This window comes from Cobetia sp. 29-18-1 (genome assembly GCF_029846405.1).
Lineage (GTDB): Bacteria > Pseudomonadota > Gammaproteobacteria > Pseudomonadales > Halomonadaceae > Cobetia > Cobetia amphilecti.
Genome location: NZ_JARWKS010000021.1, coordinates 25,926 through 52,477 on the forward strand (window position 1 = coordinate 25,926; position 26,552 = coordinate 52,477).

The 26,552-nt window shown below is 62.0% G+C and carries 24 protein-coding genes; 11 read left to right on the forward strand and 13 right to left on the reverse strand.

The annotated features are described in order from the left end of the window. The first annotated feature begins 122 nt into the window (after window positions 1–122). From QD208_RS14720 to QD208_RS14730, 3 genes are read left to right on the forward strand one after another with little or no spacing between them, the layout of a single operon-like run. Entirely contained in the window at window positions 123–1,538 is a 1,416-nt protein-coding gene (locus QD208_RS14720) for a cytochrome ubiquinol oxidase subunit I (RefSeq protein ID WP_279837286.1), read from the forward strand. A gap of 17 nt (window positions 1,539–1,555) precedes the next feature. Then, window positions 1,556–2,563 (forward strand): cytochrome d ubiquinol oxidase subunit II, encoded by a 1,008-nt coding sequence (cydB, locus tag QD208_RS14725; RefSeq protein ID WP_279837287.1) that lies wholly within the window; start codon window positions 1,556–1,558, stop codon window positions 2,561–2,563. Window positions 2,564–2,574: 11 nt separating this feature from the next. After that, complete coding sequence (locus QD208_RS14730) at window positions 2,575–2,787, forward strand: DUF2474 domain-containing protein (RefSeq protein WP_279837288.1); 213 nt, start codon at window positions 2,575–2,577, stop codon at window positions 2,785–2,787. Window positions 2,788–2,954: 167 nt separating this feature from the next. On the opposite strand, the gene QD208_RS14735 is transcribed toward QD208_RS14730, so the two are convergent. The 6 genes from QD208_RS14735 to QD208_RS14760 form a co-directional block, all read right to left on the reverse strand. Next, a complete protein-coding gene (locus tag QD208_RS14735; RefSeq protein WP_279837289.1) occupies window positions 2,955–3,338 on the reverse strand; it encodes a RidA family protein in 384 nt (127 codons plus the stop codon). 98 nt (window positions 3,339–3,436) lie between these two features. Next, complete coding sequence (locus QD208_RS14740; protein WP_107336417.1) at window positions 3,437–4,225, reverse strand: DUF3726 domain-containing protein; 789 nt, start codon at window positions 4,223–4,225, stop codon at window positions 3,437–3,439. Next, window positions 4,222–6,021 carry a hypothetical protein gene (locus QD208_RS14745; protein ID WP_279837290.1) on the reverse strand — a complete coding sequence of 600 codons (1,800 nt, stop codon included), beginning with the start codon at window positions 6,019–6,021 and terminating at the stop codon, window positions 4,222–4,224. The genes QD208_RS14740 and QD208_RS14745 overlap by 4 nt, the downstream gene beginning before the upstream one ends. A 1-nt stretch (window position 6,022) precedes the next feature. Next, window positions 6,023–7,639 carry a BCCT family transporter gene (locus QD208_RS14750; protein ID WP_279837292.1) on the reverse strand — a complete coding sequence of 539 codons (1,617 nt, stop codon included), beginning with the start codon at window positions 7,637–7,639 and terminating at the stop codon, window positions 6,023–6,025. Window positions 7,640–7,758: 119 nt separating this feature from the next. Then, window positions 7,759–8,760: a dipeptidase gene (locus QD208_RS14755; RefSeq protein WP_279837293.1), complete on the reverse strand. Its 1,002-nt coding sequence runs from the start codon at window positions 8,758–8,760 to the stop codon at window positions 7,759–7,761. 9 nt (window positions 8,761–8,769) lie between these two features. After that, window positions 8,770–10,236 (reverse strand): aldehyde dehydrogenase family protein, encoded by a 1,467-nt coding sequence (locus QD208_RS14760; protein ID WP_279837294.1) that lies wholly within the window; start codon window positions 10,234–10,236, stop codon window positions 8,770–8,772. 114 nt (window positions 10,237–10,350) lie between these two features. Between QD208_RS14760 and QD208_RS14765 the strand changes: the two genes are divergently transcribed. The 3 genes from QD208_RS14765 to QD208_RS14775 all read left to right on the forward strand — a co-directional run bounded on the left by QD208_RS14765 (window position 10,351) and on the right by QD208_RS14775 (window position 12,859). After that, window positions 10,351–11,232 (forward strand): LysR family transcriptional regulator, encoded by an 882-nt coding sequence (locus QD208_RS14765; RefSeq protein ID WP_213115084.1) that lies wholly within the window; start codon window positions 10,351–10,353, stop codon window positions 11,230–11,232. Window positions 11,233–11,384: 152 nt separating this feature from the next. Then, complete coding sequence (locus tag QD208_RS14770; RefSeq protein ID WP_279837296.1) at window positions 11,385–11,849, forward strand: methylenetetrahydrofolate reductase C-terminal domain-containing protein; 465 nt, start codon at window positions 11,385–11,387, stop codon at window positions 11,847–11,849. After that, window positions 11,846–12,859, forward strand: coding sequence for a methylenetetrahydrofolate reductase (locus QD208_RS14775; protein ID WP_279837298.1), 1,014 nt, complete (start codon window positions 11,846–11,848; stop codon window positions 12,857–12,859). The genes QD208_RS14770 and QD208_RS14775 overlap by 4 nt, the downstream gene beginning before the upstream one ends. 80 nt (window positions 12,860–12,939) lie before the next feature. On the opposite strand, the gene QD208_RS14780 is transcribed toward QD208_RS14775, so the two are convergent. Continuing rightward, window positions 12,940–13,902, reverse strand: coding sequence for a LysR family transcriptional regulator (locus tag QD208_RS14780; protein ID WP_279837300.1), 963 nt, complete (start codon window positions 13,900–13,902; stop codon window positions 12,940–12,942). A gap of 112 nt (window positions 13,903–14,014) precedes the next feature. Between QD208_RS14780 and QD208_RS14785 the strand changes: the two genes are divergently transcribed. From QD208_RS14785 to QD208_RS14795, 3 genes are all read left to right on the forward strand, one after another. Then, window positions 14,015–14,896, forward strand: a complete 882-nt coding sequence (locus tag QD208_RS14785) for a phytanoyl-CoA dioxygenase family protein (protein WP_216060384.1) — start codon at window positions 14,015–14,017, stop codon at window positions 14,894–14,896. Window positions 14,897–15,023: 127 nt separating this feature from the next. Further along, window positions 15,024–16,307 carry a Xaa-Pro peptidase family protein gene (locus tag QD208_RS14790; protein ID WP_279837301.1) on the forward strand — a complete coding sequence of 428 codons (1,284 nt, stop codon included), beginning with the start codon at window positions 15,024–15,026 and terminating at the stop codon, window positions 16,305–16,307. Window positions 16,308–16,403: 96 nt separating this feature from the next. Then, complete coding sequence (locus QD208_RS14795; RefSeq protein WP_279837302.1) at window positions 16,404–17,891, forward strand: CoA-acylating methylmalonate-semialdehyde dehydrogenase; 1,488 nt, start codon at window positions 16,404–16,406, stop codon at window positions 17,889–17,891. Window positions 17,892–18,026: 135 nt separating this feature from the next. Here QD208_RS14795 and QD208_RS14800 read toward each other — a convergent pair whose 3' ends face one another. The 6 genes from QD208_RS14800 to QD208_RS14825 all read right to left on the reverse strand — a co-directional run bounded on the left by QD208_RS14800 (window position 18,027) and on the right by QD208_RS14825 (window position 24,201). Then, window positions 18,027–18,869 carry a nitrilase-related carbon-nitrogen hydrolase gene (locus QD208_RS14800; RefSeq protein WP_131432377.1) on the reverse strand — a complete coding sequence of 281 codons (843 nt, stop codon included), beginning with the start codon at window positions 18,867–18,869 and terminating at the stop codon, window positions 18,027–18,029. Window positions 18,870–19,053: 184 nt separating this feature from the next. Next, a complete protein-coding gene (locus tag QD208_RS14805; protein WP_279837303.1) occupies window positions 19,054–20,421 on the reverse strand; it encodes an MmgE/PrpD family protein in 1,368 nt (455 codons plus the stop codon). Between the two features lie 164 nt (window positions 20,422–20,585). Beyond that, window positions 20,586–21,467, reverse strand: coding sequence for a glycine betaine ABC transporter substrate-binding protein (locus tag QD208_RS14810; protein ID WP_279837305.1), 882 nt, complete (start codon window positions 21,465–21,467; stop codon window positions 20,586–20,588). A gap of 102 nt (window positions 21,468–21,569) precedes the next feature. Next, complete coding sequence (locus tag QD208_RS14815) at window positions 21,570–22,301, reverse strand: ABC transporter permease (RefSeq protein WP_216060389.1); 732 nt, start codon at window positions 22,299–22,301, stop codon at window positions 21,570–21,572. 4 nt (window positions 22,302–22,305) lie between these two features. Next, window positions 22,306–23,487 (reverse strand): ABC transporter ATP-binding protein, encoded by a 1,182-nt coding sequence (locus QD208_RS14820; RefSeq protein WP_279837307.1) that lies wholly within the window; start codon window positions 23,485–23,487, stop codon window positions 22,306–22,308. Window positions 23,488–23,532: 45 nt separating this feature from the next. Next, entirely contained in the window at window positions 23,533–24,201 is a 669-nt protein-coding gene (locus tag QD208_RS14825; RefSeq protein WP_176677398.1) for an ABC transporter permease, read from the reverse strand. Window positions 24,202–24,739: 538 nt separating this feature from the next. On the opposite strand from QD208_RS14825, the gene QD208_RS14830 reads away from it, so the two are divergent. After that, entirely contained in the window at window positions 24,740–25,909 is a 1,170-nt protein-coding gene (locus QD208_RS14830; protein ID WP_225346915.1) for a TauD/TfdA family dioxygenase, read from the forward strand. Continuing rightward, complete coding sequence (locus QD208_RS14835) at window positions 25,909–26,508, forward strand: HD domain-containing protein (RefSeq protein WP_054556215.1); 600 nt, start codon at window positions 25,909–25,911, stop codon at window positions 26,506–26,508. The genes QD208_RS14830 and QD208_RS14835 overlap by 1 nt, the downstream gene beginning before the upstream one ends. Window positions 26,509–26,552 lie beyond the last annotated feature (44 nt).

Here is a 26,552-nt window from a genome sequence, read left to right on the forward strand (position 1 = left end):
TGCAACTGATATGGTTTTTTCTCGCACAACTGAGCCTGTTATGGCTTCCGGTGGCTCCCTAGAGTAGCGGCGAAGATTCAGGCAGGGCCGTCCCCCTTGCCGCCTACTCAGGAGACATTGCCATGTTCGGTACCGAGGCCATCGACCTGGCCAGGATACAGTTCGCCTTCACCATCTCGTTTCACATCATCTTCCCGGCCATCACCATTGGCCTCGCCAGCTATCTGGCGGTGCTGGAAGGCATGTGGTTGAAGACAGGCACACAGGTCTACCGCAATCTCTATCATTTCTGGTCGAAGATATTCGCGGTCAACTTCGCGATGGGCGTGGTGTCGGGACTGGTCATGGCCTACCAGTTCGGCACGCATTGGAGCGGTTTCTCGGCCTTTGCCGGCAGCGTGACCGGACCACTGCTGGCCTATGAAGTGCTGACCGCCTTCTTCCTCGAAGCCGGCTTCCTCGGCGTGATGCTGTTTGGCTGGAATCGCGTCGGTCGCGGCCTGCACTTCTTCTCGACCTGCATGGTCGCGCTCGGCACCCTGGTCTCGATGTTCTGGATCCTGTCGTCCAACAGCTGGATGCAGACCCCACAGGGACACGAGGTCATCGATGGCATCGTCGTGCCGGTCGACTGGTTCGCGATCGTCTTCAACCCCTCCTTCCCCTATCGCCTGGCCCACATGGCACTGGCCTCCTTCCTGAGCACCTCGCTGTTCGTCGCTGCCTCCGCCGCCTGGTTGCTGCTCAAGAAACGCGACACCCCGGAAGTGCGCAAGATGCTGGTCATGGCGGTGCTGATGTTGATGGTGACCGCCCCGCTGCAGGCTTTCGTCGGCGACATGCATGGCCTGAATACGCTCAAGCACCAGCCGGCCAAGATCGCGGCCATCGAAGGGCATTGGGACAACAGTCATGGGGAACCGACGCCGTTGATCCTGTTCGGTGTGCCCGACATGCAGCGCGAAGAGACGCGCTTCGCACTCGAGATTCCGGCCCTCGGCAGCCTGCTGTTGATGCATGACATCGACAAGCAGGTGCCGGCGCTCAAGGACTTCCCCGCCGCGGACCGCCCCAATTCGACCGTCGTGTTCTGGAGCTTCCGCCTGATGGTCGGCCTGGGCCTTGCGATGATTCTGCTCGGCCTCTCAGGAGTCTATCTGGCCCGCAAGGGCAGGCTCTTCACCTCGCGGCGCTGGCTGAGGCTGGCCGTCGCCATGGGGCCGGCCGGGCTGATCGCGATACTCGCGGGCTGGTTCACCACCGAAGTCGGCCGCCAACCGTGGGTGATCTATGGCTTGATGAGAACGGAAGATGCCGTCTCTGCCCACAGCGCCGTTCACCTCAGCATCAGCCTGACGGCCTTTGTCACGGTCTACTTCATCGTCTTCGGCACGGGGATCAACTACATCTTCAAGCTGATCAAGAAAGGGCCTGCGGGTGATGACAGCCACGCCCCCAGCGGCGGCCCCGGCAAGCCACGTACACCTTCCCGCCCACTGTCAGCCATCGAGGAATCTCTCGACGGCACCACTCACTGACCGGAGCGATGAACGCTATGGGTATCGACCTTTCTGTCATCTGGGCGGGCATCATCCTGTTCGGCCTGATGATGTACGTGATCATGGACGGCTTTGATCTGGGCATCGGCATTCTCTTCCCGTGGGTGGAGGAAAAGGTGGACCGAGATGTGATGATGAATACCGTGGCGCCCGTGTGGGATGGCAACGAGACATGGCTGGTGCTGGGCGGCGCGGGGCTATTTGCGGCCTTTCCGCTGGCCTACGCCGTCTTGCTGGAAGCCCTGAGCATTCCCCTTGTCGCCATGTTGATCGGCCTCATCTTCCGCGGTGTCGCCTTCGAATTTCGCTTCAAGGCCTCGGACGCGAGCCGCCACTGGTGGGACAAGGCCTTCGTGGGCGGCTCGGTGCTGGCCACCTTCAGTCAAGGCGTCGCATTGGGAGGCTACATCCAGGGCATCGCCTTCGATGGGGTTCACTTCAGCGGTGGTTCGCTGGACTGGTTGTCACCCTTCCCGCTGTTCTGCGGTGTGGCGCTGCTGTTCACCTATGCATTGCTCGGCAGCACCTGGCTGATCATGAAGACCGAAGGCATTCTCCAGGCGCGCATGTTTGCCCTGACGCGCCCACTGACGCCGTGGGTATTGATCATGATCGCGGCCGTCAGTCTGTGGACACCGCTGGCGCACCCCGCCATCGCCGAGCGCTGGTTCACGCTGCCGCAGCTGTTCTGGTTCCTGCCGGTGCCAGTGCTGGTCGTGCTGGCCGGTTATGCGCTGATCCGCGCCGTCGCCCTTGAATATCATGCCCAGCCTTTCCTGCTGGTGCTGGCCTTGATCTTCCTGGGCTACAGCGGCTTCGGCATCAGCATGTGGCCTGACATCATTCCGGGTCACGTGTCGATCTGGGAAGCGGCCTCTCCGCCCCAAAGCCAGGGCTTTGCCCTCGTCGGCACGCTCTTCATCCTGCCGACCATCCTGGTGTATACGGCGTGGAGCTACTTCGTGTTCAAGGGCAAGGTCCGTCACACCGATGGCTACCATTGAGAGGTGCTGACATGACATCCCCGACACGCGAGACACATTCAGCGCCACTGCATGCCCCCACAACCAGACTCGACGACGAGCTATCCGAGACACCCGCGCGCCCGGCAAGCTGGCTCAGCAAGATCGGCTGGCTGGTGGTGATCTGGGGAGGCAGCGTCAGCGCGCTGGGACTCGTCTCTCTGGCACTGCGCCGCTTCATGCAGGCCGCGGGCCTTACGCCCTGACAGCAGCGAAAGAAGACATGACGTAGACACAAAAAGACGCCGGAGCAGCGAATGCTCCGGCGTCTTTCTTGTTGGCCTGAGGGCTTGGTGAACCGATGGGCCTCAATGACGGGTCAATGCAGGGCGCAGATGTGAAGGGTCACTTCCTCGCCCGCATCCCGGTGGCTTTAGACATCGACCTCCAGTGCGGCGTAGGCGACTATCTCGACCAGCATCTCTTCGCGTGCAAACCCGGAGACGATGATGGCAGCCCGATTGGGATAGGGCTCACGCACATATTCTGCATAGAGGCTATTCACTGTCGCCAGGTGCTCGCGATCAGTCACATAGATCAGCACCTGAGTCAGCGAGGAGGCGTCACCACCGGCGCATTCCAGGGTATGAATCAGATTATCCAGCGTCTGGCGGGTCTGGGCAGCAATTCCGCCCTCCACGACATTGCCGGCGGCATCGATCGGGATCTGCGCAGTGAACAGGATGCCATTGCCGACACTCGCCCATGACAGGGGTGCACGAGAGGCAAACAGATCAGTCTTGACGGGATGAACCATGGATATTCCTCGAGAATCTTTCGATGGGCGCACTCCATGACCCGCCGACGCAAGAGCGGCAAATCATGGAGTGATGGGGCGTATTGAGACGCGAGAGGTCAGTCGTTGTCGGTGGAACCGGCGCCGGCACCGCTGCGAGAGTCTTCCGTCGCCTCGACCAACAGGCGTGTCGAGAGTGCTTTCAGGCGTGACCAGAGTTCGTCATCCACCTCGATGCCTTCCTGCATGGCACGTTGGCGACAGGCGAGCAGCTTCGACTCTTCATGACAGGCCAGCAGGTCGACGTCATAGTCGGAGCGAAGGGATGGCAGCAGATCGACATGGTTGGCCATCACCAGCGTGATGCCATCATTGGGCTCATTTTCTTCTGGCACTTCACGCACCGCATAGACCCGTATCTCGGGGACCGAGCTGTTGGCTCTGAAGCCCACGACCTGCTCGATCATGGGGCAGCCGACCGCCTCGTCCACGTCCTGGGCGTTGCGCCAGAAGGCGGTGACATTCATGCCGCGCCCCGCAAGGCGCGCCAGATAACCCATGATCAGCTGGCGATTGTGGCAATGCTGGATCTTGATGACGGCGAGGCCACGCGCACGTGCCTTGGCGAAGCCGAGTTCCAACGCCAGCGATGAACTCTTCAATACGCTGTGACCGTGGCTGTCGAGTACCGCGAGGTCGCCATCGGCATAGACGATCTCCGGCGGACGCTCATCGGTATCCTCCAGCAAGAAACGCAGTCCGCGATTGAGCGCCGCCAGCCCTTCCAGTTCATAGAGCTGCATCCAGGCCACCATGTCGGCGGCATCCCCGGCGTCACCGTCTTCAAAGCCCATCGCCTGAAAGGCCTTGCGACACAGTCCGTGAAGCTCGTTGTAGGAGACTTTCATGACATTCCTCCTACTGTCGTGGTATTGCCCTGCCGAGGGTCGGCGGTCATCTCTGGCAGCACCGTGCGCGCAATCTGCGGTGCCAGCGGGAAGCTCCAATCATCAAACCCGACAGGATCCTGCGGTTCGGCGTTGAGCTCCTCCACCAGCGGAGCCCCCTGGAAGAGCGTGATACGCACCCAACGATCAGACTTGGGATCAAAACGACTGGCACCGAAGAACGACAGCTTGGTCCGCAACAGGTGCATGGGCTTCATGTCGCGCGCCCACAGGTTGGCGCGTATCTCGCCGAAAGAGGTGCTGGCCATGCTCTGAATGCGGCGAACGATATCCTTGTGGCGCGGGCAATGGATCAGGAATTCCACCACCAAGGCACGAGGATGATCTTCCAGGTACTGACTGATCGCCGCATGGGTATCGGCGACACGCGGGGCAATCGCCAGCTTCATTTCCTTGTCGGCACCTGCTTCCCTGTCGCGGACTCCCAGACGGGGCTCCTCCTTCTCGACCGAGCGATACCAGAACCAGTGGCGATTCTCGGCGAGTGAAAAATCGACGCGCAACGCCCAGTCGTAGTGCGTTTCGATCACCTGCTTGAGGTGAACCAGCGGCATGTCAGGGGTCAGTTCCAGGCTTTCCTCCACCGCCATCAGGTCCTCATAGCGGTCGACGATGCTCGGATACAGCTCCAGCAGCAGAGTGTTCACCAGCTCCTGAGCCTCGAGCCCATGCTGCTGGTGACTCCAGTCGATCAGCTCCTGCCAGAGCTCCGGCGACAGCGGCACGAGTTCGAGCCAGGTCATCAGCTCAGGCAACGACGCCACCGTGGCCTGGTTGCGCTGGGTCTGCTCGTGATCGTCCGTGACCGTCTGGCGCAGATGAGTCTCGGCGCGCTTGAGGAGTGCCAGCAGACGTGAACGCTCCTGCTCTCCCGGCACCTGTGCCGTCACCTCGGCAAGCGCCAGTTCTCGGCTTTCCACCCAGCGCTGTACCAACTGCGGATGATTGATCAGAAAAGGCGCCATCCCGAGGCCGGTGGAGTTGCCGATGCCCAGATAGCGCTTCAATGAGGTTGCCAGAGGTGCGGCGGTCTCGGGTGCCTGGGCACGGGCCATGTGCTCTATCTGCTGGATCGAGAAGTGACGCAGCAGATAGACGCCCAGCATCTGGGCAGAAAATGGCCGATGGAAATCCGCGTTGTCCTTGAGACGGTCATAATCCGCGATGCCGAACTTGCCATTGCCATAGACGGCCGTGGTTCGATACAGATAGCCGACCCGGGTCAGCCACTCAGGATCAGGTTGCTGGCCTGCACTCAGCGCCTCCAGGAAGCTTGCGAAGTTACGCAAGCTGCGATTGGCACGCGAAAGGACCAGCAGTCTCGGGTGCTGGCGCCCGGCTTCCTGCAACGGCACATTGGCCGCCATCTGCTCGAGAAACGCATCATCCACATCCCCCTCCACTACGCCAAAGGTGACATCCCAGGCCTCGGCGATGACACGGTCAGAGCGTGCGGAATCCTCAAGCGCCTGAGAAAACATGACGCCGTGATAACGCTTGCCGGGCGTCTGCAGGCAGTAGATCGCCACACCGTGACCGAGGGCATCCAGTTCGAATCGGGTCGTGGTGATCTTCCATTTTTCATGTGCCATCTGGCGCACCAGACTTCTCACGAAACTCAGGCGACTGGCATGCAGGCTGCCGAGACGCTCCAGCTGCATCACATCGTCCGGTGCCCGCAGTCGCAGACGTTGCTCGGTGGATGAGAGGCGCGCGCCCTGGTGATTGCGAGACATATCAACGCTCTCCTGCGTCTTCCGGGGCCGGCATGGCTGGCCGCTGGCTGGTGATTCCCTGCGCACGTGCCATCGCGAAGGCTGATTGAGGTCCTGTCCACAAGGAGGGCAGCAGCACCAGCGAGACAGGGATGGCCGTGATGACGATGAACTGCTGAAGCGCACTGATCTGACCGGCTCCCATATAGAGGAGTATCGCAGCCATCAACGCCATGCTGATGCCCCAGAAGGCACGCACCAGCGGGCTGGGGTCGTCGTGTCCGGCACTGACGACGGCGATCGCGTAGCTCATCGAGTCACCGGTGGTGGCGACGAAGATGGTGGTCAGCGTCAGGATGGCAGCTGCCATTGCGGTTCCGCCGGGCAATGCCTGCGCCACGGTGAGGGTCGCGACATCGAACTGGAAGTTGTTGAGCGCTTCGGTGAGGTCGATCACGCCGGTGAACTGATAGAAGATGCCCGCCCCGCCCAGCAGGGTGAACCAGACAGCGGTAGCCAGTGGCGCCAGCACGGCAACGGTCAGGATCATCTGACGGATGGTTCTGCCCTTGGAGATGCGCGCCACGAAGATCGCCATCAGCGGGCCATAGCCGAGGAACCAGGCAAAGAAGAATACGGTCCACCACTGCATCCACCAGTCAGGAGCGCTCTGTGCCGTCATGGTCGACATGGTGAAGAACGAGCTCAGATACTCGCCAAAGCCCTGGGTGAAGGCATTGACCATGAACAGGGTCGGCCCGAAGACGAAGATTACCGCCGCCACGCCCAGCGCCAGGAAGACGTTGAAGCGCGACATGATCTGGATGCCCTTGTCGATGCCGGTCACGGCCGAGGTGACGTAGATCACCCCGAGCACTACCAGCACGCTCAGCTGCGTCGAATAGTCATTGGTCACGCCAAAGAGCTCATGCAGGCCAAAACTGACCTGGGTGGCCAGAAAACCGATGGGGCCCACCGTTCCTGCCACCACGGCGATGACGCACATGGCATCCACCACGCCGCCCAACTTGCCCTTCATGATCTTCTCGCCGAACACGGGATACAGCAGCGTTCTCGGCTGCAGGGGCTGGCCCTTGTCGTAATGAGCATGCGCCAGCACGATGGCGGTCAGGCTGCCCAGAATGGCCCAGGCAAGAAAGCCCCAGTGCATGAAGGATTGCGCCAGTGCAGGCGCGATGGCGTTCGCAGTGCCCGGTTCGGTATCAAAGGCAGGCGGCGTCACCAGGAAGTGGTACACCGGTTCGCCGGCAGCGAAGAAGACCCCGCCTCCCGCCAGCAAGGTGCACATGATGATCGACACCCACTTGAAGGTGGATAGCTCAGGCGTTCGCGTGCCACCGATACGGGCACTGGCCGCAGGCGTTGCGGTCAGCCCCAGGGCAATGAAGAAGGTGAGCAGCAACAGAATCTGGAAGTAGCTGCCCAGTGTTCTGGCGGTCCAGGCAAAGCCGGCACTGATGGCTTGCGCGACCCCTTCAAGATCAAACAGGGACAGGCCGACGAACAGCAGTATGAAGCCGATGCTGCAGGTCAGAACGACAGGGTCACCAAAGCGGTACTGACCTTCCGGTAACGCATCCGACGTGGCAGACGTCGTGGTCTTGCGAGATGAAGTCATGTGGCATTCCTCTGACGAGCTCTCGTCATTGGCAGGCATTTATTATGGTTGTTGGTTGCCGAGCGATACCCTGAGGATTCCTGGCTCGGCACAGGTGCCATGGCATAGCGTTGCGGCGATCAGGCAGGCGCTGTCTCCTGACGGGTCGCGGCGCGCTCGAGGAGCGCGACCCAGTTCTTGCCCATGATGCCGGCCACTTCGTCCTCGGACATGCCGACCTTGCGCAAACCGGCAATCAGGTTGGGGAAGTCACGACTGTCTCGCAGCCAGGACAGCGGACGCGGCCAGTCAGCGTTGCTGGCACTGCCTTCACCGTAATCCATGTCCTTGGACCAGCGACCATTGCGCATCCACTCCAGAATGGACACCGGCTGGTTCTGGCACAGGTCGGTACCGATCCCCAGGTGCTCGATGCCCATCAAGTCTGCGGTTCTGGCGATCATTTCGCAGTATTCGGTCAGGGTACAGTCGGAGCCATTGCGCAGATGGAAGGGATACGCCGAGAACCCCAACAGCCCATCACTCTCCGCGATGGCCTTGAGCACCTTGTCGGACTTGTTGCGCTTTGCCGGATGGAAGCTTTCCGGGTTGGCGTGGGAAATGATCACGGGGCGCTCGGATATCTCGATCGCCTCGAGCGTGGACCGCTCTGCGCTGTGTGACATGTCGATGACCATGCCGACGCGATTCATCTCACGGATCACCTGGCGTCCGAAGCGAGTGATCCCGCTGTCTTCCGCCTCATAACACCCGCAGGCCAGCAGACTCTGGTTGTTGTAGGTCAGCTGCATGATCATCAACCCGAGGTCACGCATCACCTCGACCATGTCGATATCGTCCTCGATGGGGGAGCAGTTCTGCGCCCCCAGGATGATGCCGACACGCCCACTGGCCTGAGCAACCGCGATGTCCTGCGGCACATGTACGGGCATGATCAGATCAGGCCAGGCCTCGAAACGGCGATTCCACTCGCCAAGACGCGACAAGGTCTCTCGCGTCGTCTCGTGGTACACGAGGGTGGCGTGCACGGCGTCCAGCCCGCCTTCACGCATCTGTTCAAATATCTCGCGTGACCAGTTGGAATACTGCAGGCCATCGATCGTCAGCATTGTCTTTGACATGGGGCCTCCTCACGCCTTGATGTAGCAGGTCTTCACGATGGTGTAGAACTCGCGCGCGTATCGCCCCTGCTCACGAGGCCCGAAACTTGAAGCCTTGCGTCCGCCAAAGGGCACGTGGTAATCCGTACCTGCAGTCGGCAGGTTCACCATCACGCAGCCGGTCTCGGCACGCGCCTTGAAGCTGCTGGCCAGTTTCAGGGAGTTGGTGATGATGCCCGCCGTGAGCCCGAAGTGTGTGTCATTGAGCACATTGATGGCCTCTTCTGCGTCGCTCACCTTGATGACACAGGCGATGGGACCGAAGATCTCCTCGCGATTGATGGCCATGTCGTTGCTGGTATTTACCAGCAGCGCCGGGCTCATGAAGTAGCCGTCGGTGGCGCACTCCACACGCTCGCCGCCGCAGACCAACGTTGCCCCCTCTTGCTGGGCGCGCTGCACCCAGGACAGGTTGGACTCGAGCTGTCTGGCATCGACTGCAGGCCCCATGTGCACGCCCTCTTCCAATGCGTGGCCGACGCGTACCTGAGACAGTCGCTGAGTCAGCTTTTCCACGAACTCGTCATGGACTGATTCCATCACGATCAGCCGCGAAGATGCCGTGCATTTCTGGCCAGTGCCCGAGTAGGCACCATTGAAGGCTGCCTCGACGGCCAGCTCCATGTCGGCATCATCAGCGATGATCAGGGCGTTCTTGGAGCCCATTTCCAGCTGGCACTTGACCAGATTGGCGGCAGTGGCCGCCGCCACTCGACGACCCACTTCCAGAGAGCCGGTGAAGGACAGGGCATGAATGTCAGGGCTGGAGATCAGTTCATCCCCGATGCTGCTGCCCGGGCCCATCACCAGATTGAAAGTGCCTGCCGGGAGTGACTGGCGATGAATGATTTCGGTCAGCGCCCATGCGCTCGCAGGGACCAGATTGGCCGGCTTGAAGACGACCGAGTTGCCAAAGGCCAGCGCAGGCGCAATCTTCCAGACCGCTGTCGCCATCGGGAAATTCCAGGGGCTGATCACACCGACGACACCGACGGGTTCCCGACGGACCTCGACCTCAACGCCAGGACGTACCGAGTCTGCGCGCTCATCAATCTGGCGCAGCACTTCAGCGCCGTAGTAATGGAAGAACTGCCCGGAGCGATGAACCTCACCCACTCCCTCCGCCAGGGTCTTGCCCTCTTCACGCGCCAGCAACTCACCCAGCTCCGCCTTGCGGGCGATCAGCTCATCGCCGATGGCCATCAACACGGAATAACGCTGCTCGAGGCCTGACTGGGCCCATTGTGCCTGGCCACGCTTGGCCGCCTGGATGGCATCGGCGACCTGATCGACACTGGCCTGCGCATAATGACCGATGACATCACGGGTATCGGACGGATTGAGATTGGCGATGCTGCCCTGACCTGCGACCCACTGACCATCGATGTAGAGATCGTGAACAGCGGCGTGAGTGGCGGTAGTGGTGTGGTGTGACATGTGAACCTCCTTGAACGCGGTGACAACAGACTAGGAGGCCCAGAGGGATAAAGATAATCAATAATAAATACCCTATGATAAATTTCCCTTACCACTCTGAAGAGGATCGACGCGATGGTCGCAGAGCTGAAGATCACGCCGCTGCGCTATGTCCTGGCAGTGGTGGATCACGGCGGTTTTCACGCTGCCTCTCGTTATCTGCATCGCACGCAGCCTGCCCTGTCGATGGCCATCCGCGAGCTGGAAAACCGCCTGGGGGAGGCACTGTTCGAGAAGGGTGCAAAGGCGACCCTGACACCCTATGGGAGCTACTGCGTGCCGCGCTTTCGGGAGCTGATCAATCAGCATGATCGTCTGAGCCGGGAACTGCAGGCGCGCGCCGCCAAGGAGGCAGGCCAACTGGACATGGCAGTGGTGCCGTCAGTGGCCAGCCGACTGATGCCGAAACTGCTCTCCGAGTTCGTCAGTCGCTATCCGGGGATAAAGGTCGGCCTCCACGATGGCAACGCCGATTTTGTCCGCGAGCAGGTCATCAGCGGTCAGGTCGACATCGGCATCACCAGCCTGTGGGGATTGGAGGAAGAATTGCTCTTTCATCCGTTGTTTCATGACGAAGTCGGCGTGGTCTGCCGTGACGATCACCCTCTGGCCGAGCGCCAGACCCTGACATGGCAAGCACTGGAGACAGAATCCCTGATCGGCAATGGCACCTCGCGGCTGTTGCAGGGCACGGCGGCCGAGTCACTGCTCGAGATGCATGCCTTGTATATCTCCAACATGATTTCGTTGACAGCCACGCTGGTCGCCGGGATGGGGGTCACGACGCTGCCCCGCCTGGCATTTCCGCAGGAATATGAGCGCCTGCGGTTCATTGAGCTCGCTGAACCGCGGGTCAGTCGCGAAGTGGGCCTGATTCGCCGCAAGGGCGCCAGCTTGTCGCCGGCGGCGCAGGCCATGGAGAGCTTCATCATTGAAAGCCTCGCTGCCGAACAATGAGTCCTTCATGGCCCGTCGCCTGCGCCTTATCCTGCGCCTTTCGATAGTGACGCTGTCGCCCACGGGATGTCGGCCCGGGTGGCGGCCATGCGAAGATAGCACTCCGAAACGCCCAGGGCGTTACCCCCGCCAGGTTTTGACAGGAGGCATGCGTGTATTCGATTCGTCTGTGGGCCGCACGTCACGCGCGACTGCTGGAGCTCACCTATCAGGCCGTCGAGCCGGTGATCATCAAACTGCAGCCGTTGTGGAAGTCCGTCGGTTACGCACGCGCCGAGAAGCCCGTCGCCAGGCTGGAGCAAGCCTGCAAGGGTTTGCTGTTTGACTGTCAGATGTGTGGCCAGTGCATTCTGAGTTCGACCGGCATGTCCTGCTCAATGAACTGCCCCAAGCACCTGCGCAACGGCCCCTGCGGCGGTGTCATGCAGAACGGCAACTGTGAAGTCGAACCGGACACGCGCTGCGTGTGGGTGGAAGCCTGGGAAGGCAGCCAGCGGGTGAAGGACAGCGATGCGATCCAGGTCGTGCAGTTGCCGGTGGACCATCGCCTGCAGGGCACCTCATCCTGGCTGCGCGTTGCCCGGCAAGCCGCTGAACGCCGAGAGAGCCTGAAATGACCTCCAGACTCACTATCCCCGACAGCCCCCAACTGCCACCTGCCGAGGACGCTGACAACGTCGGTCGCCTGGAGCGAGTGCTTCGCAGCGGTCAGTTTGCCGTCACCGCCGAACTTGCGCCGCCCGACTCGGCCGACCCGCAGGAGGTGCATGCACGCGCGCAACTGTTTGCCGGCCATGTGGATGCCATGAACGCCACCGATGGCTCGGGTGCCAACTGCCACATGTCGAGCGTGGCGATGTGCGCCCTGCTGGCCCGCGAAGGCCATGAGACGGTAATGCAGATCTCGTGTCGTGACAGAAACCGCATCGCCATCCAGGGCGATGTGCTGGGGGCCGCGGCGCTGGGCATCCGCAACCTGCTGTGTCTGACCGGGGATGGCGTGCAGGTCGGGGATCACCCCGAGGCCAAGCCGGTGTTCGATCTCGACTCCCTGTCGCTGCTCGAGATCGTCGCCGGATTGCGTGACAAGCACGCCTTCGCCAGCGGGCGAACACTGACCTCAGCGCCCCAGGTATTTCTGGGCGCAGCCGCCAACCCCTTCGCCCCGCCCTTCGCGTTTCGTCCTCATCGCCTGGCCAAGAAGATTGCCGCCGGTGCCCAGTTCATCCAGACACAGTACTGCTTCGACCTGCCGCGCTTTCAGGACTTCATGCATCGCGCCCGTGATTTGGGGCTGCTGGAGAAATGCTTCATCCTTCCCGGCGTCGGCCCGCTGGCCTCGGCACGCACCGCCGAGTGGATGCGACGCCATGTTCCCGGCGTGCATATCCCGGATAACGTACTCAAGCGCTTGAAGGGAGCCAGGGATCAGAAGGCGGAGGGCCGTGATATCTGCATCGAGATGATCCAGCAGCTCCGTGAGATCGAGGGCGTCAGCGGCGTGCATATCATGGCGCATCGCCAGGAAGCCTTCGTGCCCGAGATCATCCAGCGCGCGGGCATTCTGGGGGCGCGTAGGCCCTACACGCCGCAAGCCCCGCTGGGCGCTACATCGCCCATTGGCTGATATGTCTGCGGGTCAAATCCATGAATCGCTATCCCGCCAGGCTCACCAGCTCAACCTGCTCGCAACACTGGTAGTACTGCTCAACCAGCGGTCGCTGCCTCACGCGCTGTCGCGACATCTGAATCGGCGCCAACCTCAGGGTTGACCTCAGCGCCAACCTCAGCGCTCGCCTCCAGCGCCCCGACTTCCTCAAGCTTGCCCTTGCCGGTGACGATGGCTTCCAGGTGATCGCAGAAGTCACTCAGCGCATCACTGACATGGCCCGGCGAGCGATGAAGCTCGATTTCCACATGGCCAAGCGGCGGCAAGCCTTCGTCATCGCCGACGATTCGACAGCCGGAGGGGACACTGCGGGGTGTCTTGACGGTCAGTGCCAGTCCGGCCTTCACCGGTAGATTGATGCCTGTCGGCGACTGGCTCGAGTAACGCACATCCCACTGTCGATCATCCCGGCCCAAGGCGGCGAAGGCATGCGCGCGGAAGATGCAGCCTTCCGGATTGAGCGCGAGCGGCAGTACCTCCCAGTCTGCAAGCGACTGGTTTTCGGCGACCACCCACACCATGCGTTCGCGCCCCAATAGCCGCCCGGTCTGGGTCGGTCCGTGACGCACCACCAGCACGGCGTCCAGCAAGCCTTCCTGAAAATCATGCACCAGCGAGGCGCTGATCTTGCAGGTCACCTCGAGACGTACTTCGGGGTGATCCGCGGCGAAGCGCGACAGCAATTCGGGCAGGTAGGTACTGGCCTGTTCTTCCGACGTGCCCAGCCGGATGAGCTCATTCTTGCGATCGACCCCGAGCACCTGCCGCGCCTCATCCTGCAGCTTGAGAATGTGCCGCGCATAGGGCAGCAACCGCCCTCCCGATGCCGTGAGTTCTACCCGACGGCTGGTGCGGGACAACAGCGCCCCGCCCATCTGATCCTCCAGCCGCTTGATCTGCAGGCTGACGGCAGACTGGGTGCGATGCAGCACCTTGCCGGCGGCGCTGAACCCTTCACATTCGGCCACCGTGACAAAGGCACGAAGCAGGTCGGTATCCATGATCTATGAGCCCTCGCAATGCATTTGATCTTGACCATTCATTTCTATTATCAAAACACGCCCTCTAACCTATTCCTACGTTATTTAGCGATCAGGGAACAGGAGGCCAGGCATGAACGCAATCCAGCAGCAGGACAGTGATACCTCTCTCGATGGGCTGATAGATCTTGAACACTATCCCATCCATCGACTGACAGAAGCGCGGGGTCGCGAACTGATGCGCCAATGTCGTGAACAGCTCGCGCAGGATGGCTGCGTCGTGCTGGAGGGCTTCGTACCGCAGGAGGCGCTGGCACGACTGGAGCAGGAAACGGAGCGTCTTTCACCGCTGGCGCACTACAACCAGACCGTCACCAACCCCTACAACAGCGACGGTGATGACTCACTGCCCGCATCGCATCCGCGCAATCGCTTCGATGATCGCACCAACGGTTTCGTGGCGGGCGATCGCATCGGCTCGGACACCCTGATTCGCCAGGTCTACTCGCATCCCGATTTCCAGCACTTCATCGCCAGCGTCGTCGGCATGGACGACATTCACCAATATGCCGACCCGCTCGCGGATCTGGTCGTCAACGTGCTGCGCGATGGCTGCCAGCATCCCTGGCACTACGACACCAACGAATTCATCGTCACCATGATGACCCGCAAGTCCGATGCGGGTGGCCGCTTCGAATACGCCGCCGGTATCCGTAGCCCCGAGGGCGAGAACTTCGAAGGCGTCGAGAAGGTGCTCGACGGAGACCGCTCGCGCCTGACCGCCATCGATCTGAAGCCGGGCGACCTGCAGATCTTCTTCGGTCGCTACTCCCTGCATCGCGTCACCCCGGTTCGCGGTGAGCGAGAACGCCATACCGTGATCTTCGCTTACGCCAAGGAGCCCGGCTTCATCGGTCGCCCTGAGCGCGCCCAGCGAATCTTCGGCCGCATGGCGCCTATCCACGAGCGCCTGCTCAAGGAAGGCATGCAGCGCAGCGACAACCTGGCGGACTGACATGCCCTAGCCCGGCGCGCCCTGTCTTGTACCAGCGCTTGTACCAGCTCTTGTACCAGCGCCTGTGCCAGTCCTCTTTCCAGCGCCTTTCCTGACCTTTTCACAAGACCGTGAGCCGAGACCAACCATGAGCATCGTCGACTTTGAACGCCTGACCGACAGTGAACCCGCAAGCTTCCCGATCGTGCCGTCCGCGCCAATGGCCAATGGCGACAGCATTCCCACGGCCTTTGACCCTGTGCAGCTGCGCGGCGGTCGTCTGGCTCGCCTGCGCGCCATGATGGCAGAGCAGGGCTACGCCGCCGTGGTGCTGTTTGATCCCAACAACCAGCGCTATGCCACCGGCTCGCGCAACATGTTCGGCTACTTCCTGCGCAACTCTACCCGCTACATCTATGTGCCCCTCGAGGGGCCGGTGATCCTGTTCGAATACCCCGGCAGCGCCCACGTCTCGACCTGGCTTGAAACCATCGATGAGGCGCGCACGTCCAAGGTGGTGTGGTCCGCCGTCAACCAGCGCGACAACCTCTCGAGCGACCCGTTCGGCATCGAGATTGCCCAACTGGTCGAGGAGCATGGTGGCGGCAACCGCAAGGTCGGGCTGGATCGCGGCACCCTGAATCTGGCGCGCTCGCTGGAGGCGCAGGGACTGGAAGTCTTCGACTGCATGCAGGACACCCTGCATTGCCGCCGCCTCAAGACGCCTGAGGAAATTGCCTGCCTGGCCCAGTCGATGGCCGGAAGCGAAGCCGCGGTTGCCGCCGTGGAAGCCGCCATCAAGCCCGGCGTCACCGAGAATGAGCTGTTCGCCATCATGTACGGCGATGTCATCCGCCAGGGTGGTGAGTTCATCGAGACGCGCCTGCTGTCGTCCGGGCCGCGCACCAATCCGTGGTTCAACGAGGCCAGCGACCGCGTGATACGCCCCGGCGAGCTGGTCGCACTGGATACCGACACCATCGGCTGCCACGGCTACTACTCCGACTTCTCACGCACCTTCCATGTCGGGCCGGGCCGACCGACTGCCTATCAGCAGAGTCTGTACCAGATGGCGCACGAGCAGGTGCACCACAACATGTCGATCCTCAAGCCCGGCATCAGCTACCGCGAGATCGCCGAGAGCGCCTGGAAGATCCCCGAGCGCTTCCTCGACCGCCGTTACCCCTCGATCATCCACGGCGTCGGCATGCATGGCGAGACACCACTGGTCGCGCACCACATGGACTTTGATCGCTTCTCCAAGGATGGCGTGCTGGAACCCGGCATGGTGGTCTCGGTGGAAAGCTATATCGGCGAAGTCGGTGCGGCCGATGGCGTCAAGCTGGAGGAAGAGGTGCTGATCACCGAGACCGGCATCGAGAAGATCTCGCGCTATCCCTTCGATGAGGCACTGCTGGGGCGTCAATTCTGAGTACTGGTCAATCCAGGCTCACAGCAACCTCAGCTCAAGACAGCGACTTTCCCTGCCACATTCTCTGCGACTGAACACAAGGCTGAAAACTGACCGATGGATACCCTGACTCACCTGATTGGCGGTGACGCCGTGACTGGCGAACGCACCCTGGATGTGCTCGATCCGGCTACCGCGCAAGCCGTGCGCCGTCTGCCACTGGCCGATGCCGCCATCGTGCAACGCGCGATAGAGACCGCCAGGGATGCCCTGCCCGCCTGGCGCGCCATGCCGCCCGCCAAGCGCGCTCAGGTCATGTATCGCTTCAAGACATTGCTGGAACGGGATGCTCAGGAAATCTGCGCCCTGATCAGTGAAGAGCACGGCAAGGTGCTCGACGACGCCATGGGCGAACTCAAGCGCGGCATCGAGAACGTCGAATATGCCTGCGGCGTGCCGGAGCTGCTCAAGGGCGAGTATTCCCACAATGCCGGGCCGAGCATCGACACCTGGTCCAACCATCAACCGCTGGGCATCGTGGCCGGTGTCACGCCGTTCAACTTCCCGGCCATGGTGCCGCTCTGGATGTTCCCCATGGCGCTGGCCTGCGGCAATGCCTTCATCCTCAAGCCGTCGGAGCAAAGTCCGTCGGCGGCCAACAAGATGGCCCACCTGCTGCAAGAAGCCGGACTGCCCGCAGGGCTCTTCAGCGTGGTGCATGGTGATCGTGAAGCCGTCGAGGCGCTGATCGCGGCCCCGGAGGTCAAGGCGATGAGCTTCGTCGGCTCAACGCCCGTGGCGCGGAGCCTCTACGAGGGTGGCACCCGTCAGGGCAAGCGGATCCAGGCGCTGGGAGGCGCCAAGAATCACGCAGTGGTATTGCCGGACGCCGATCTCGACAATGCCGCCAGCACCTTGATCGGGGCCGCCTTCGGCAGCGCAGGCGAGCGCTGCATGGCCATCTCGGTGGCCGTCTGCGTGGGGGATGAGACCGCGGATGCCCTGATCGAACGTCTCGCGCCTCAGGCACGCGCCATGAGCATCGGCCCGGGCACTGAACCCGGTCACGACATGGGCGCGCTGATCAATGCCTCGCAGCGCGACAAGGTCGCCGGCTATATCGAGGCGGGCGCCAGCGCTGGCGCCCAGCTGATCGTGGATGGCCGCACTCACCCGCTGGTCGAGAGCTCGCCCGGCTTCTTCATGGGCGCCACGCTATTCGATCGTGTCACGCCGGACATGAGCATCTATCGTGACGAGATCTTCGGCCCGGTACTCTGTGTGGTGCGCGTGGCAAGCTTCGAAGACGCCATCGCGCTGATCAATGACCACCAGTACGGCAACGGCACCTGCCTCTTCACTCGCGATGGCGAGGCCGGACGCCGCTTCGCCGACCAGATCGAGGTCGGCATGGTCGGCATCAACGTGCCCTTGCCGGTACCGGTAGCCTTCCACAGCTTCGGCGGCTGGAAGGACTCGCTGTTCGGTGACCTGCACGCCTATGGCCCCGACGCGGTGCGCTTCTATACCCGGCGCAAGAGCGTGTCCCAGCGCTGGCCTGAGCGCAGTGCCCAGGAAGCCGCCCAGTTCAGCTTCCCGTCCTGAGCCGCATTGCTGAAAACGTAAACAAGACCGCAAACAAGACGCCCGCGCCAGAATTCTGGCGCGGGCGTCTTGTTGTTCGACATGCTTAATTGCTCAACATCAATCGCTCAGCGCCTGTTGATCAACACCAATCGCTCAGCGATAGCCCAGCATCAGGTCACGGACCAGCGGCGTGTCGGCGTCACGGTGCGTCGGCAGCTCGAAACGGGCCTTGGCGATCGCGGTGCGCGACAGCTCGGCATGTATCAGCATCTCGCGGTCTTCCGCCTGGGCCAGCGTTTCCCCGCGCGGGCCAAGAATTCGCGACCCGCCCCAGAAATGACTGCCGCCTTCCGGTCCGAAGCGATTGGCCATGATGACCGGCGTGCCGTAGGTCATGGCGTAGAACTGGAGGTTGATCGCCCAGTTCTGCTCGTTGGAGAAATCATCGCTGACGATGCCCGAGGCCGAATTGATCGGCGCGCACAGCACGGTGGGACGCGCGAGCATGGCGGCGTGCACCAGGCCCGGATTCCACAGGTCCGCGCAGATCAGTGAGGTGGCTGACCAGCCTTCACGCACATCGTTCTGGGTCAGGTCGCTGCCGTGGGTGAACAGCTTGCCCTCCTCCAGCCCGCCGTAGGTCGGCAGGTTCAGCTTTCGATGCACGGCCTGTAGCGCGCCGTGCTGCAGGATCGCCAGGGCGTTGTAGTACTCCCCCGGACTGGCCTCCTCGACAAAGCCCACCACCAGCTGCATGTCGCCCGCGGCACGCGCGAGCATCAGCAAGCGCGGGTCATGCGGCGGAAAGGCCAGATCAATGACCCGACTGCCCATGCCATAGCCCGTCAGCGACAGCTCCGGGAAGACCAGCAGGTCCAGATCGACATCCCGCGCCTGATGGATGATGTCGAGATGACGTTCCAGATTGGCCTCAATATCGCCGAGGGTGGCGTTGATCTGGGCCGCGCCAACGCGCAGGTGATCTTGATGGTGCATGGGCATGTCTCGGTAATGAAAAGAGAAGGCAACGAACAGCAGAAGCCAGGGGTCAGGGTGAGGGTGAGGGCCAGGTAGAAAACCAGGCGAAAGGCCAGGGCCAAGGCCAAGGCCAAGGCCAAGGCCAGAAAGCAGGCCAATGAGAATCAAGCGCCGCGCAGAATGTCAGTCGCGGCCGCCATGTTCAAGCCGGTGCGCCCAGAAGCGCCAGCAGCTCGGAGACCGGGCGTGACTCCAGATCCATCACGACATCCCGCAACCTGGCCGCGCGAGCTCCCAGTACCGGCTCCGCCAGGGCCTGATACTTGGCCAGCACCTGAGCATCCGTCAGCGGCTTGTCCGGATTGCCCAATGCTTCATGGTCTGCGCTTTCCAGCACCTCGCCACTTTTCAGCACGATTCGCGCACGGGCCCAGCGCTCGGCAGGGAAACGGGCATTGAATGCGGCATCCTCCTCGATGACCACCTTGCTCGCCAGCGCCTTGAGCCCGTCATCGTCAAGGGCATCGCAGACGCCCTCCACATCCACGCTGCCCCGCCTCAGGGCACAGGCGACCGACCACGGCAGGCTGTATTGCGCCTGCTCCGTGGTGTCAGGGTGCATGACATGCAGCCGTTTGCCCTCATGGAAGGTAATGATCTCGATACGCGTGATGTCGTCGGGCTCAGCCACGGCGCCTGCCAATGACAGCACCGCCTCCACCGCCGGCTGTGCCCAGCGACACACCGGATAGGCCTTGAAGTACTGCTCGAACAGATAGTGACGCTGACCGAGGTCCTGCCACAGCGCAGCGACCTCCGGCGCCGTGACCGTCAATGCCGGCGCTCCGGTGAAGCCATCTTCCGCCAGCAGCGCCGCCGAGATGCCGGTCATCGCGCCCCAGCCGGAGCCATCCTTGAGCATGGTGGGATGATCGATGCAGCGCATCATCTGACTACGCGGCCCGTAGAACTCGGCGATGCCCAGCGCGTGGTGCAACGTCTCACGATCAAAGCCGCGCAGGCGCGCAGTCACTGCGGCCACGCCCAGCGCATTCCAGGCCCCCGACGTATGGTAATCGGGGCTCTGGGCATGCAAGGCGATGCCCGCGCGCGTGGCGACCTCATAGCCATAGGCCAGCAGCGCCAGAAACGCATGCCCGCTGAGTTGCCGGGTTTCCGGGAGCGCCAGCAGGCCGGGCAACAAGGCCACCCCCGCATGCCCCTTGGTCAGCACCTGGCCATCGTGGGCATCCAGTGCATCGATCAACCAGCCACCCTGCAGGGCGACGCCACTGGAAGAGGCCGTGCCGCTGGCAAACAACAGCGGCAAGTCGCCACCGTGCTGGCGCGTGACGTAGCGAGCCGCCTTGGCGGCCAGGGGAGTCCGCGTCGCACCTGCCGCGACGCCCAGCAGATCCAGCAGGCAGCGCTTGGCCTGGTGCAGCTGCTCTGCGCTGAGACGGGTGTCATCATATTCATGGATCAGGGACAGCGGCGCAGGCGCAAGGCGATCCTCGGCAGGTGCATGAGAGGTAGACGTGGCATGAGGCAGACAATCCGGAGCAGACATGGGACTTCTCCAATTTGGCAGACACGGAAATGACCAACGGGATGGGGACAGTTGCGAGCGAGGTAGACGCGGCCGCCAGAGACGACAAGACCGCCCGCAGGCGGCCTTGTCGTGCTGGCATGGCCCCTGAACCTCGCTGTCAGAGGATCAGGCGTACCTGAAGGTCACTTGAGGCCGTGTTCCTTCAGGAAGTCCTCGGCGACCTGCTCGATGGTCTTCTTCTCGACATCGACCTGGGCGTTCAGGCTCGCCATGGTGTCGTCATTGAGCTCGGCGGACAGCGCATTCATCTGCGACTCGAGTTCCGGGTTGGCCTTGAGCGACTCCTCACGCACCACCGGTGTCAGGGCGTAGGCCGGGAAGTAGCCCTTGTCGTCCTCGAGCACCGTGAAATCAAACGCCGGAATGCGGCCATCGGTGGCGAACACCAGGCCGACATCGACCTGACCATCACGCAGGGCTTGGTAGACCAGACCGGAATCCATGCGCTTGACGTCGGCGCGCCCGACACGGAAGTCATAGGCTTTCTGCAGCGGACGCCAGCCATCATCACGCGCGTAGAATTCGGCGTTCAGCGCGAAGGACAGCCCCTTGTCGTCGTTGACCGCCTGTGCGAGGTCGGACAGTGAGGCGATACCGCGCTCCTGGGCGTCCGCCTCACGCATCGCCAGTGCGTAGGTATTGTTGGCCGCAGACGGCTCCAGCCACACCAGGCCCTTCTCGGCGTCCAGCTCCTTGACGCGGGCATAGGTGTCTTCCGGGCTCAGGCGCTCACTGACATCGTTGTAGTTGATCAGTGAGGTGCCGGTGTACTCCCAATAGAGATCGATCTGGCCGTTTTCCTGCGCCTGACGCAGGACGGCGGAGCCCATGCCGGAGCGCTCTTCCACCTCATAGCCCAGGCCTTCCAGGTACTGCCCCGTCATGCTGGCGAGGATCTGTTGTTCGGTGAAGTTCTTGCCACCCACCACAATCTCGTCAGCCTGCGCCGTGGAAAGTGAAGCGGCCAGTGCCGCGCCGGTCAGCAGAGTCGTCAAGGTCTTCATGGTGTTCTCCTATCGTGTGAAATTTCGGTCCAGCCGGTTGTTGTTGTTCAGGTCGTGCAGTCTGTCACCACGCGCCGAGCGGGTCGGCGCGAGGGTCTTCGTTCATGCTCGCGCCGGGTTGACGCCTCGCGGCACCACGAGGAAGGCCACGAAGGCCACCAGCACATCCACCCCGATCGCCAGCAGCGCCGTGGGGATGGCACCGGACAGCATCATGATGGGGTCATAGAGGTCGATCCCGGTAAAGATCAGCTCCCCCAGTCCACCGGCGCCGATCAGGAAGGCCAGCGGTACCGTGCCGACATTGATCGCCAGGGCGGTGCGAATCCCGGCGAACATCACATACAGCGCATTGGGCAACTCGACCCGCACCAGACGCTGGAGGGGCGACATGCCGATTCCGGCCGCCGCTTCCTTCAGGGCCGGTGACACGCCCTTGAGCCCCGTGTAGGTATTGCGGGTAATGGGCAGCAGGGTCGCGACGAACAGGCCAAAGACCGCCGGTACGGTGCCGATGCCCAGAAAGCTCATCGACAGGGCCAGCACCGCCAGCGTCGGGATGGTGGTGCCCACGTTGAGCACCTGCATGGCGGATTCGGCGTAGCGCGTCATGCTCGGTCGCGACAGGATGATGCCCAGCGGGACCGCGACCAGGATCGCCAGCCCGCCGGACAGCGCCGTCAACCAGAGGTGCTGTACCGTCAGAAACTGGATGTCGGGGATATAGAAGAGGAACTCTTCGATCACACCGCTCGACTGGCTCCAGACCCCGGCCATGAAGATCGCGACCACGGCCACCAGCCGCAGCAAGCCCGTGAATTTCAGTGTCGGCATGGGCTTACTCCTTGTGCAGCGCGGTCGCGGACATCTCACCCTGCTGGCCAGAAGCCCCGCCACCCGCATGCGCCCGATAGCGCGAACCCAGATGATGGGTGATGGCGCGCTGGGTGATCTGGCCGACGATACGCCCCTCGTCATCGACGCACGGCATCCAGGTCATGTCATTGGCGAACATCAGCGAGGCCACCTTGCGCAGGTCATCCTCCAGGCTGACCACGACGGGCACGCTCTGGAAGTGATCACGGCAATGGCCCTTGGAGGTGCGAGCGATGGCGGCACTGATGATGCCGACCGGCTGACGCTTGTCGTTCACCATCACGATGCTGTTCTGATAGCCGTAGGCCTCGATGCGCTCGAGCGCCGTGGTCAGGGTGTCATCCGGCGTGACCATGCCGATGTCTTCACTGGCCAGGTCGCGCACCTTGACCAGATTGAGGCGCTTCAGAGCACGGTCCTCGCCCAGGAAGGATTCGACGAACTCGTTCTTCGGCGCGGCCAGCAACTCATCGGGCGGTGAATACTGCACCAGCTTGCCACCGCGGAAGATGGCGATGCGATCGCCCATCTTGATCGCCTCATCGATATCGTGGCTGACGAACATGATGGTCTTCTTGAGGTCCTGCTGCATCTTGAGGAACTCATCCTGGATCACCGCGCGATTGATGGGATCGATGGCCCCGAAGGGTTCATCCATCAGCATCACGGGCGGGTCCGCCGCCAGGGCACGCGCAACGCCGATGCGTTGCTGCTGGCCACCGGACAGCTCACTCGGATAGCGCTTGAGGAAGGCATCGGGCTCAAGCGCGATCATGCGCATCAGCTCACGGGCACGTTCGCGATAGCGCGTCTTGTCCCAGCCCAGCATCCGGGGCACCACCGTTATGTTCTCCTCGATGGTCATGTTCGGGAACAGGCCGATCTGCTGGATCACGTAGCCGATGTTGCGGCGCAGCTCCTGGGTATCGAGATTGGTGGTGTCTTCCCCGTTGATCAGCACTCGCCCCGAGGTCGGGCGAATGATGCGGTTGATCATCTTGAGGCTGGTGGTCTTGCCGCAGCCGGAGGGGCCAAGCAGGATGCAGATCTCACCGCTCGGGACCTTCATGCTGATATTGTCAGCGGCCGTCACGGCGCCCTTCGGGGTATCGAAGACTTTTGTCAGGTTGTCGAGTTCGATCATGAAGCGTTCCTTGTCGTGTTGGCAGAATGGCGCGCAAATGACGCCTCAGGCGGCGGCCGCTGTGGTGCGGTCCATGCCCTTGGGCGTCAGGCGCTTCTGCAGCGCCAACAATGCATAGTCGACGAGGATGGCCAGCACGCTGACCGCCACCGCCCCGACAATCAATTGCCGAGGATCAGACTGGGAAATCCCTCGACTGATGAAGGTGCCAAGCCCCCCGGCACCGATATAGGCCGCAATCGCCATCACCCCGATATTCAGCACCACGGCGGTGCGCACACCGGCCATGATGATCGGCACGGCCAACGGAATCTCCACCATCCACAGACGCTGATTCTGGCTCATGCCCACCCCTCTGGCGGCTTCGCGCAGCGCCGGGTCGACATTGTTGATCGCGGTATAGGTGTTGCGGATGATCGGCAGCTGCGAATACAGCAGCACGGCGATCACGGCCGGCAGATAGCCGATGCCCTGCCCGATCAACGACAGGATCGGAATCATGATGCCGAACAGCGCGATGGAAGGGATCGTCACGATGATCGAGGCGATATACAGCACGGTCTTGGCGGCTCGCTCGTTCTTGGTGATCGCGATACCGATGGGCACGCCCGTCAGGGTGGCGATTCCCACCGCCACCCCGACCAGCGAGATGTGCTCAAGCGTGCGTGTGGTCAAGAGCTCCAGATTGTCCAGAGCATACTGGATCAGTTCCAAGCGGGATCTCCTTGCTTTTATTGTGTCCTGTTCGGCACGGCAGGCTTGAGCCGGCGTCACAGGTGTCAGGGCAGGTATATCATCAAGCGAAGTCGCTGAGATGCCGAAGCGGAAACCTGCTTAGCTTAGCAAAGCGAGATAGCAGTTATTTATCGATTTGAATGAGCATGCAAAATGCCAGTTATCAAGAACAGTGATCCTCCTTGCGCCACGCGAGCCCGAGAGCACGACTGACTCACTGATGACAGGTATCACCGATTCGCTCTGCAGGTTTGGGGCCAATTCGCCACCGCTATCCGCCTTGTCCACGACGATGGTAACAAAAAAGACAAAACAATTTATAAATCATCTATTTAGCATATATAGACAGGCCCTGAGCACGCGCAATGGCGGCCGGGTAGCGGGCGCGAACCTCCCTCACCACCAGCCCCATAAGAAAAATGCATACCCTCCGATAACACTCACCCCCTACTTAGGTCCCATGCCTCGCTCCCATAATGGCCACGATATACAACCGTGCTAATGGAGAGATGCCTGCATGTCCCTGACCAATGCCCTGTCCGACGCGCTGCCGCTGACCCTGAGCGAGTCACCGCTGTCACTGAACCTGATCACCGCCGAAGGCCTGGAGCCGGTCAGCCCGCTGTGGCTGCGCGAGCGCACCCAGGACCCGGAGCAGCTCGATGAGGTCACCACCCAGCGTCTGTTCGATTCGCATGCCATCGACGTCAACCTCGAGCTGACCGCGGCGCGCCCAGTCGACGAGACGCACGTGGAATTCACCTTCAGTGACGGGCATTGCGAGGTGTATGACCTCACCATGCTGGCGCATGAACTGCAGGGCATCACGCCGTTCCCCAAGCCCGAGAGCTGGGATGCGAGCATCGATCAGCAGGCGCAGCGCGTCGACTGGGAGAAGATGGGCAACAACGAGGACTTCCAGAAGGCATTGAAGGCCTATCTGCGCTTTGGCTACATCATCGTGCAGAACGTGCCGACCGATCCGGAGCGCATTCTGGAAGTGGCCGGTCACTTCGGCTACGTGAAGGACACCAACTTCGGCAGCTACTTCGAGGTGTACTCGCGTCCGACGGGCAATGACCTGGCCTACCGCAGCGTGGCGCTCGGGCCGCACACCGACAACCCGTATCGTGATCCGGTGCCGGGCATCCAGATGCTGCATTGCCTGGTCAACGAGACCACCGGTGGCCTGTCCACGCTGGTCGACAGCCTCAATGCGCTCAAGCAGCTCAAGGCCGAGATGCCGGAAGGCTATGAACTGCTGCGGACCACGCCGGTCGGCTTCCGCTTCCTGGATGCCGGTACCGAGCTGACCACCCGTCGCTGCGTGATTCGCGAGAATTCCGATGGTGAGCCCATCGGCGTCAACTACAGCCCGCGCCTCGATCACCTGCCGCACATGTCGCTGGAAAACACTCGCCGCTACCATCAGGCGCGCCAGCGTCTGGGGCAGCTGTTCCAGAACCCGGCCAACGAGATTCGCTTCCAACTCGAATCCGGAGAGCTGATGATGTTCGACAACACCCGCGTGCTGCATGGCCGTACGGCGTTCGACACCAATGAGGGGCACCGCCACCTGCAGGGCTGCTACATGGATAGCGATGGCCCGCGTGAGCGCTTCGCCACTACCCTGATGCGTCAGCGTCAGCAGCAGGCACAACAAGAAAACCGTGAGGAAATGGCGTAATGGATCAGGTTTCATTCACCCAGATGAAGGACGGCACCGCAGAAGACTATGCGTTGCTCGAGCGTCTTGAAGACCAGTTCAATGAAGGGCTGGTGGAGCGCCTCAAGCTTGCCCTGCGCAAGCTCGATGATGGCCTGAGCGGCTACAAGGTCAGCCGTCTGGAGCATTCTCTGCAGTCGGCGGCGCGCGCCGAAGCCGATGGCGCCGATGACGACCTGGTCGTCGCCACTCTGCTGCATGATCTCGGCGATGAGCTGGCGCCCTACAATCACTCGCAGCTGGCCGCCGCCATCATTCGCCCGTACGTACGTGCCGAAGTGACCTGGATCATCCATCACCATGGCCTGTTCCAGAAGTTCTACTACGGTCACTTCTACGGCGAGGACCGCAACGAGCGCGAGATCTACAAGGACCACCCCTGGTATCAGAAGTGCGTGGATTTCTGCGAGCGTTATGATCAGGCGGCCTTCGATCCCGACTACCCGACCCCGCCGCTGGAGCACTTCGAACCGGCACTGCGTCGCGTCTTCGCGCGCAAGCCCTTCGATCCGGACGTGATCGGCGAAGAGCCGGCCGGCGGTTTCGACAGCCGCGTCTGAGCATGTGAAGGCGGGGGCGTGAAACGCGCTTGACCTGCTCCGCT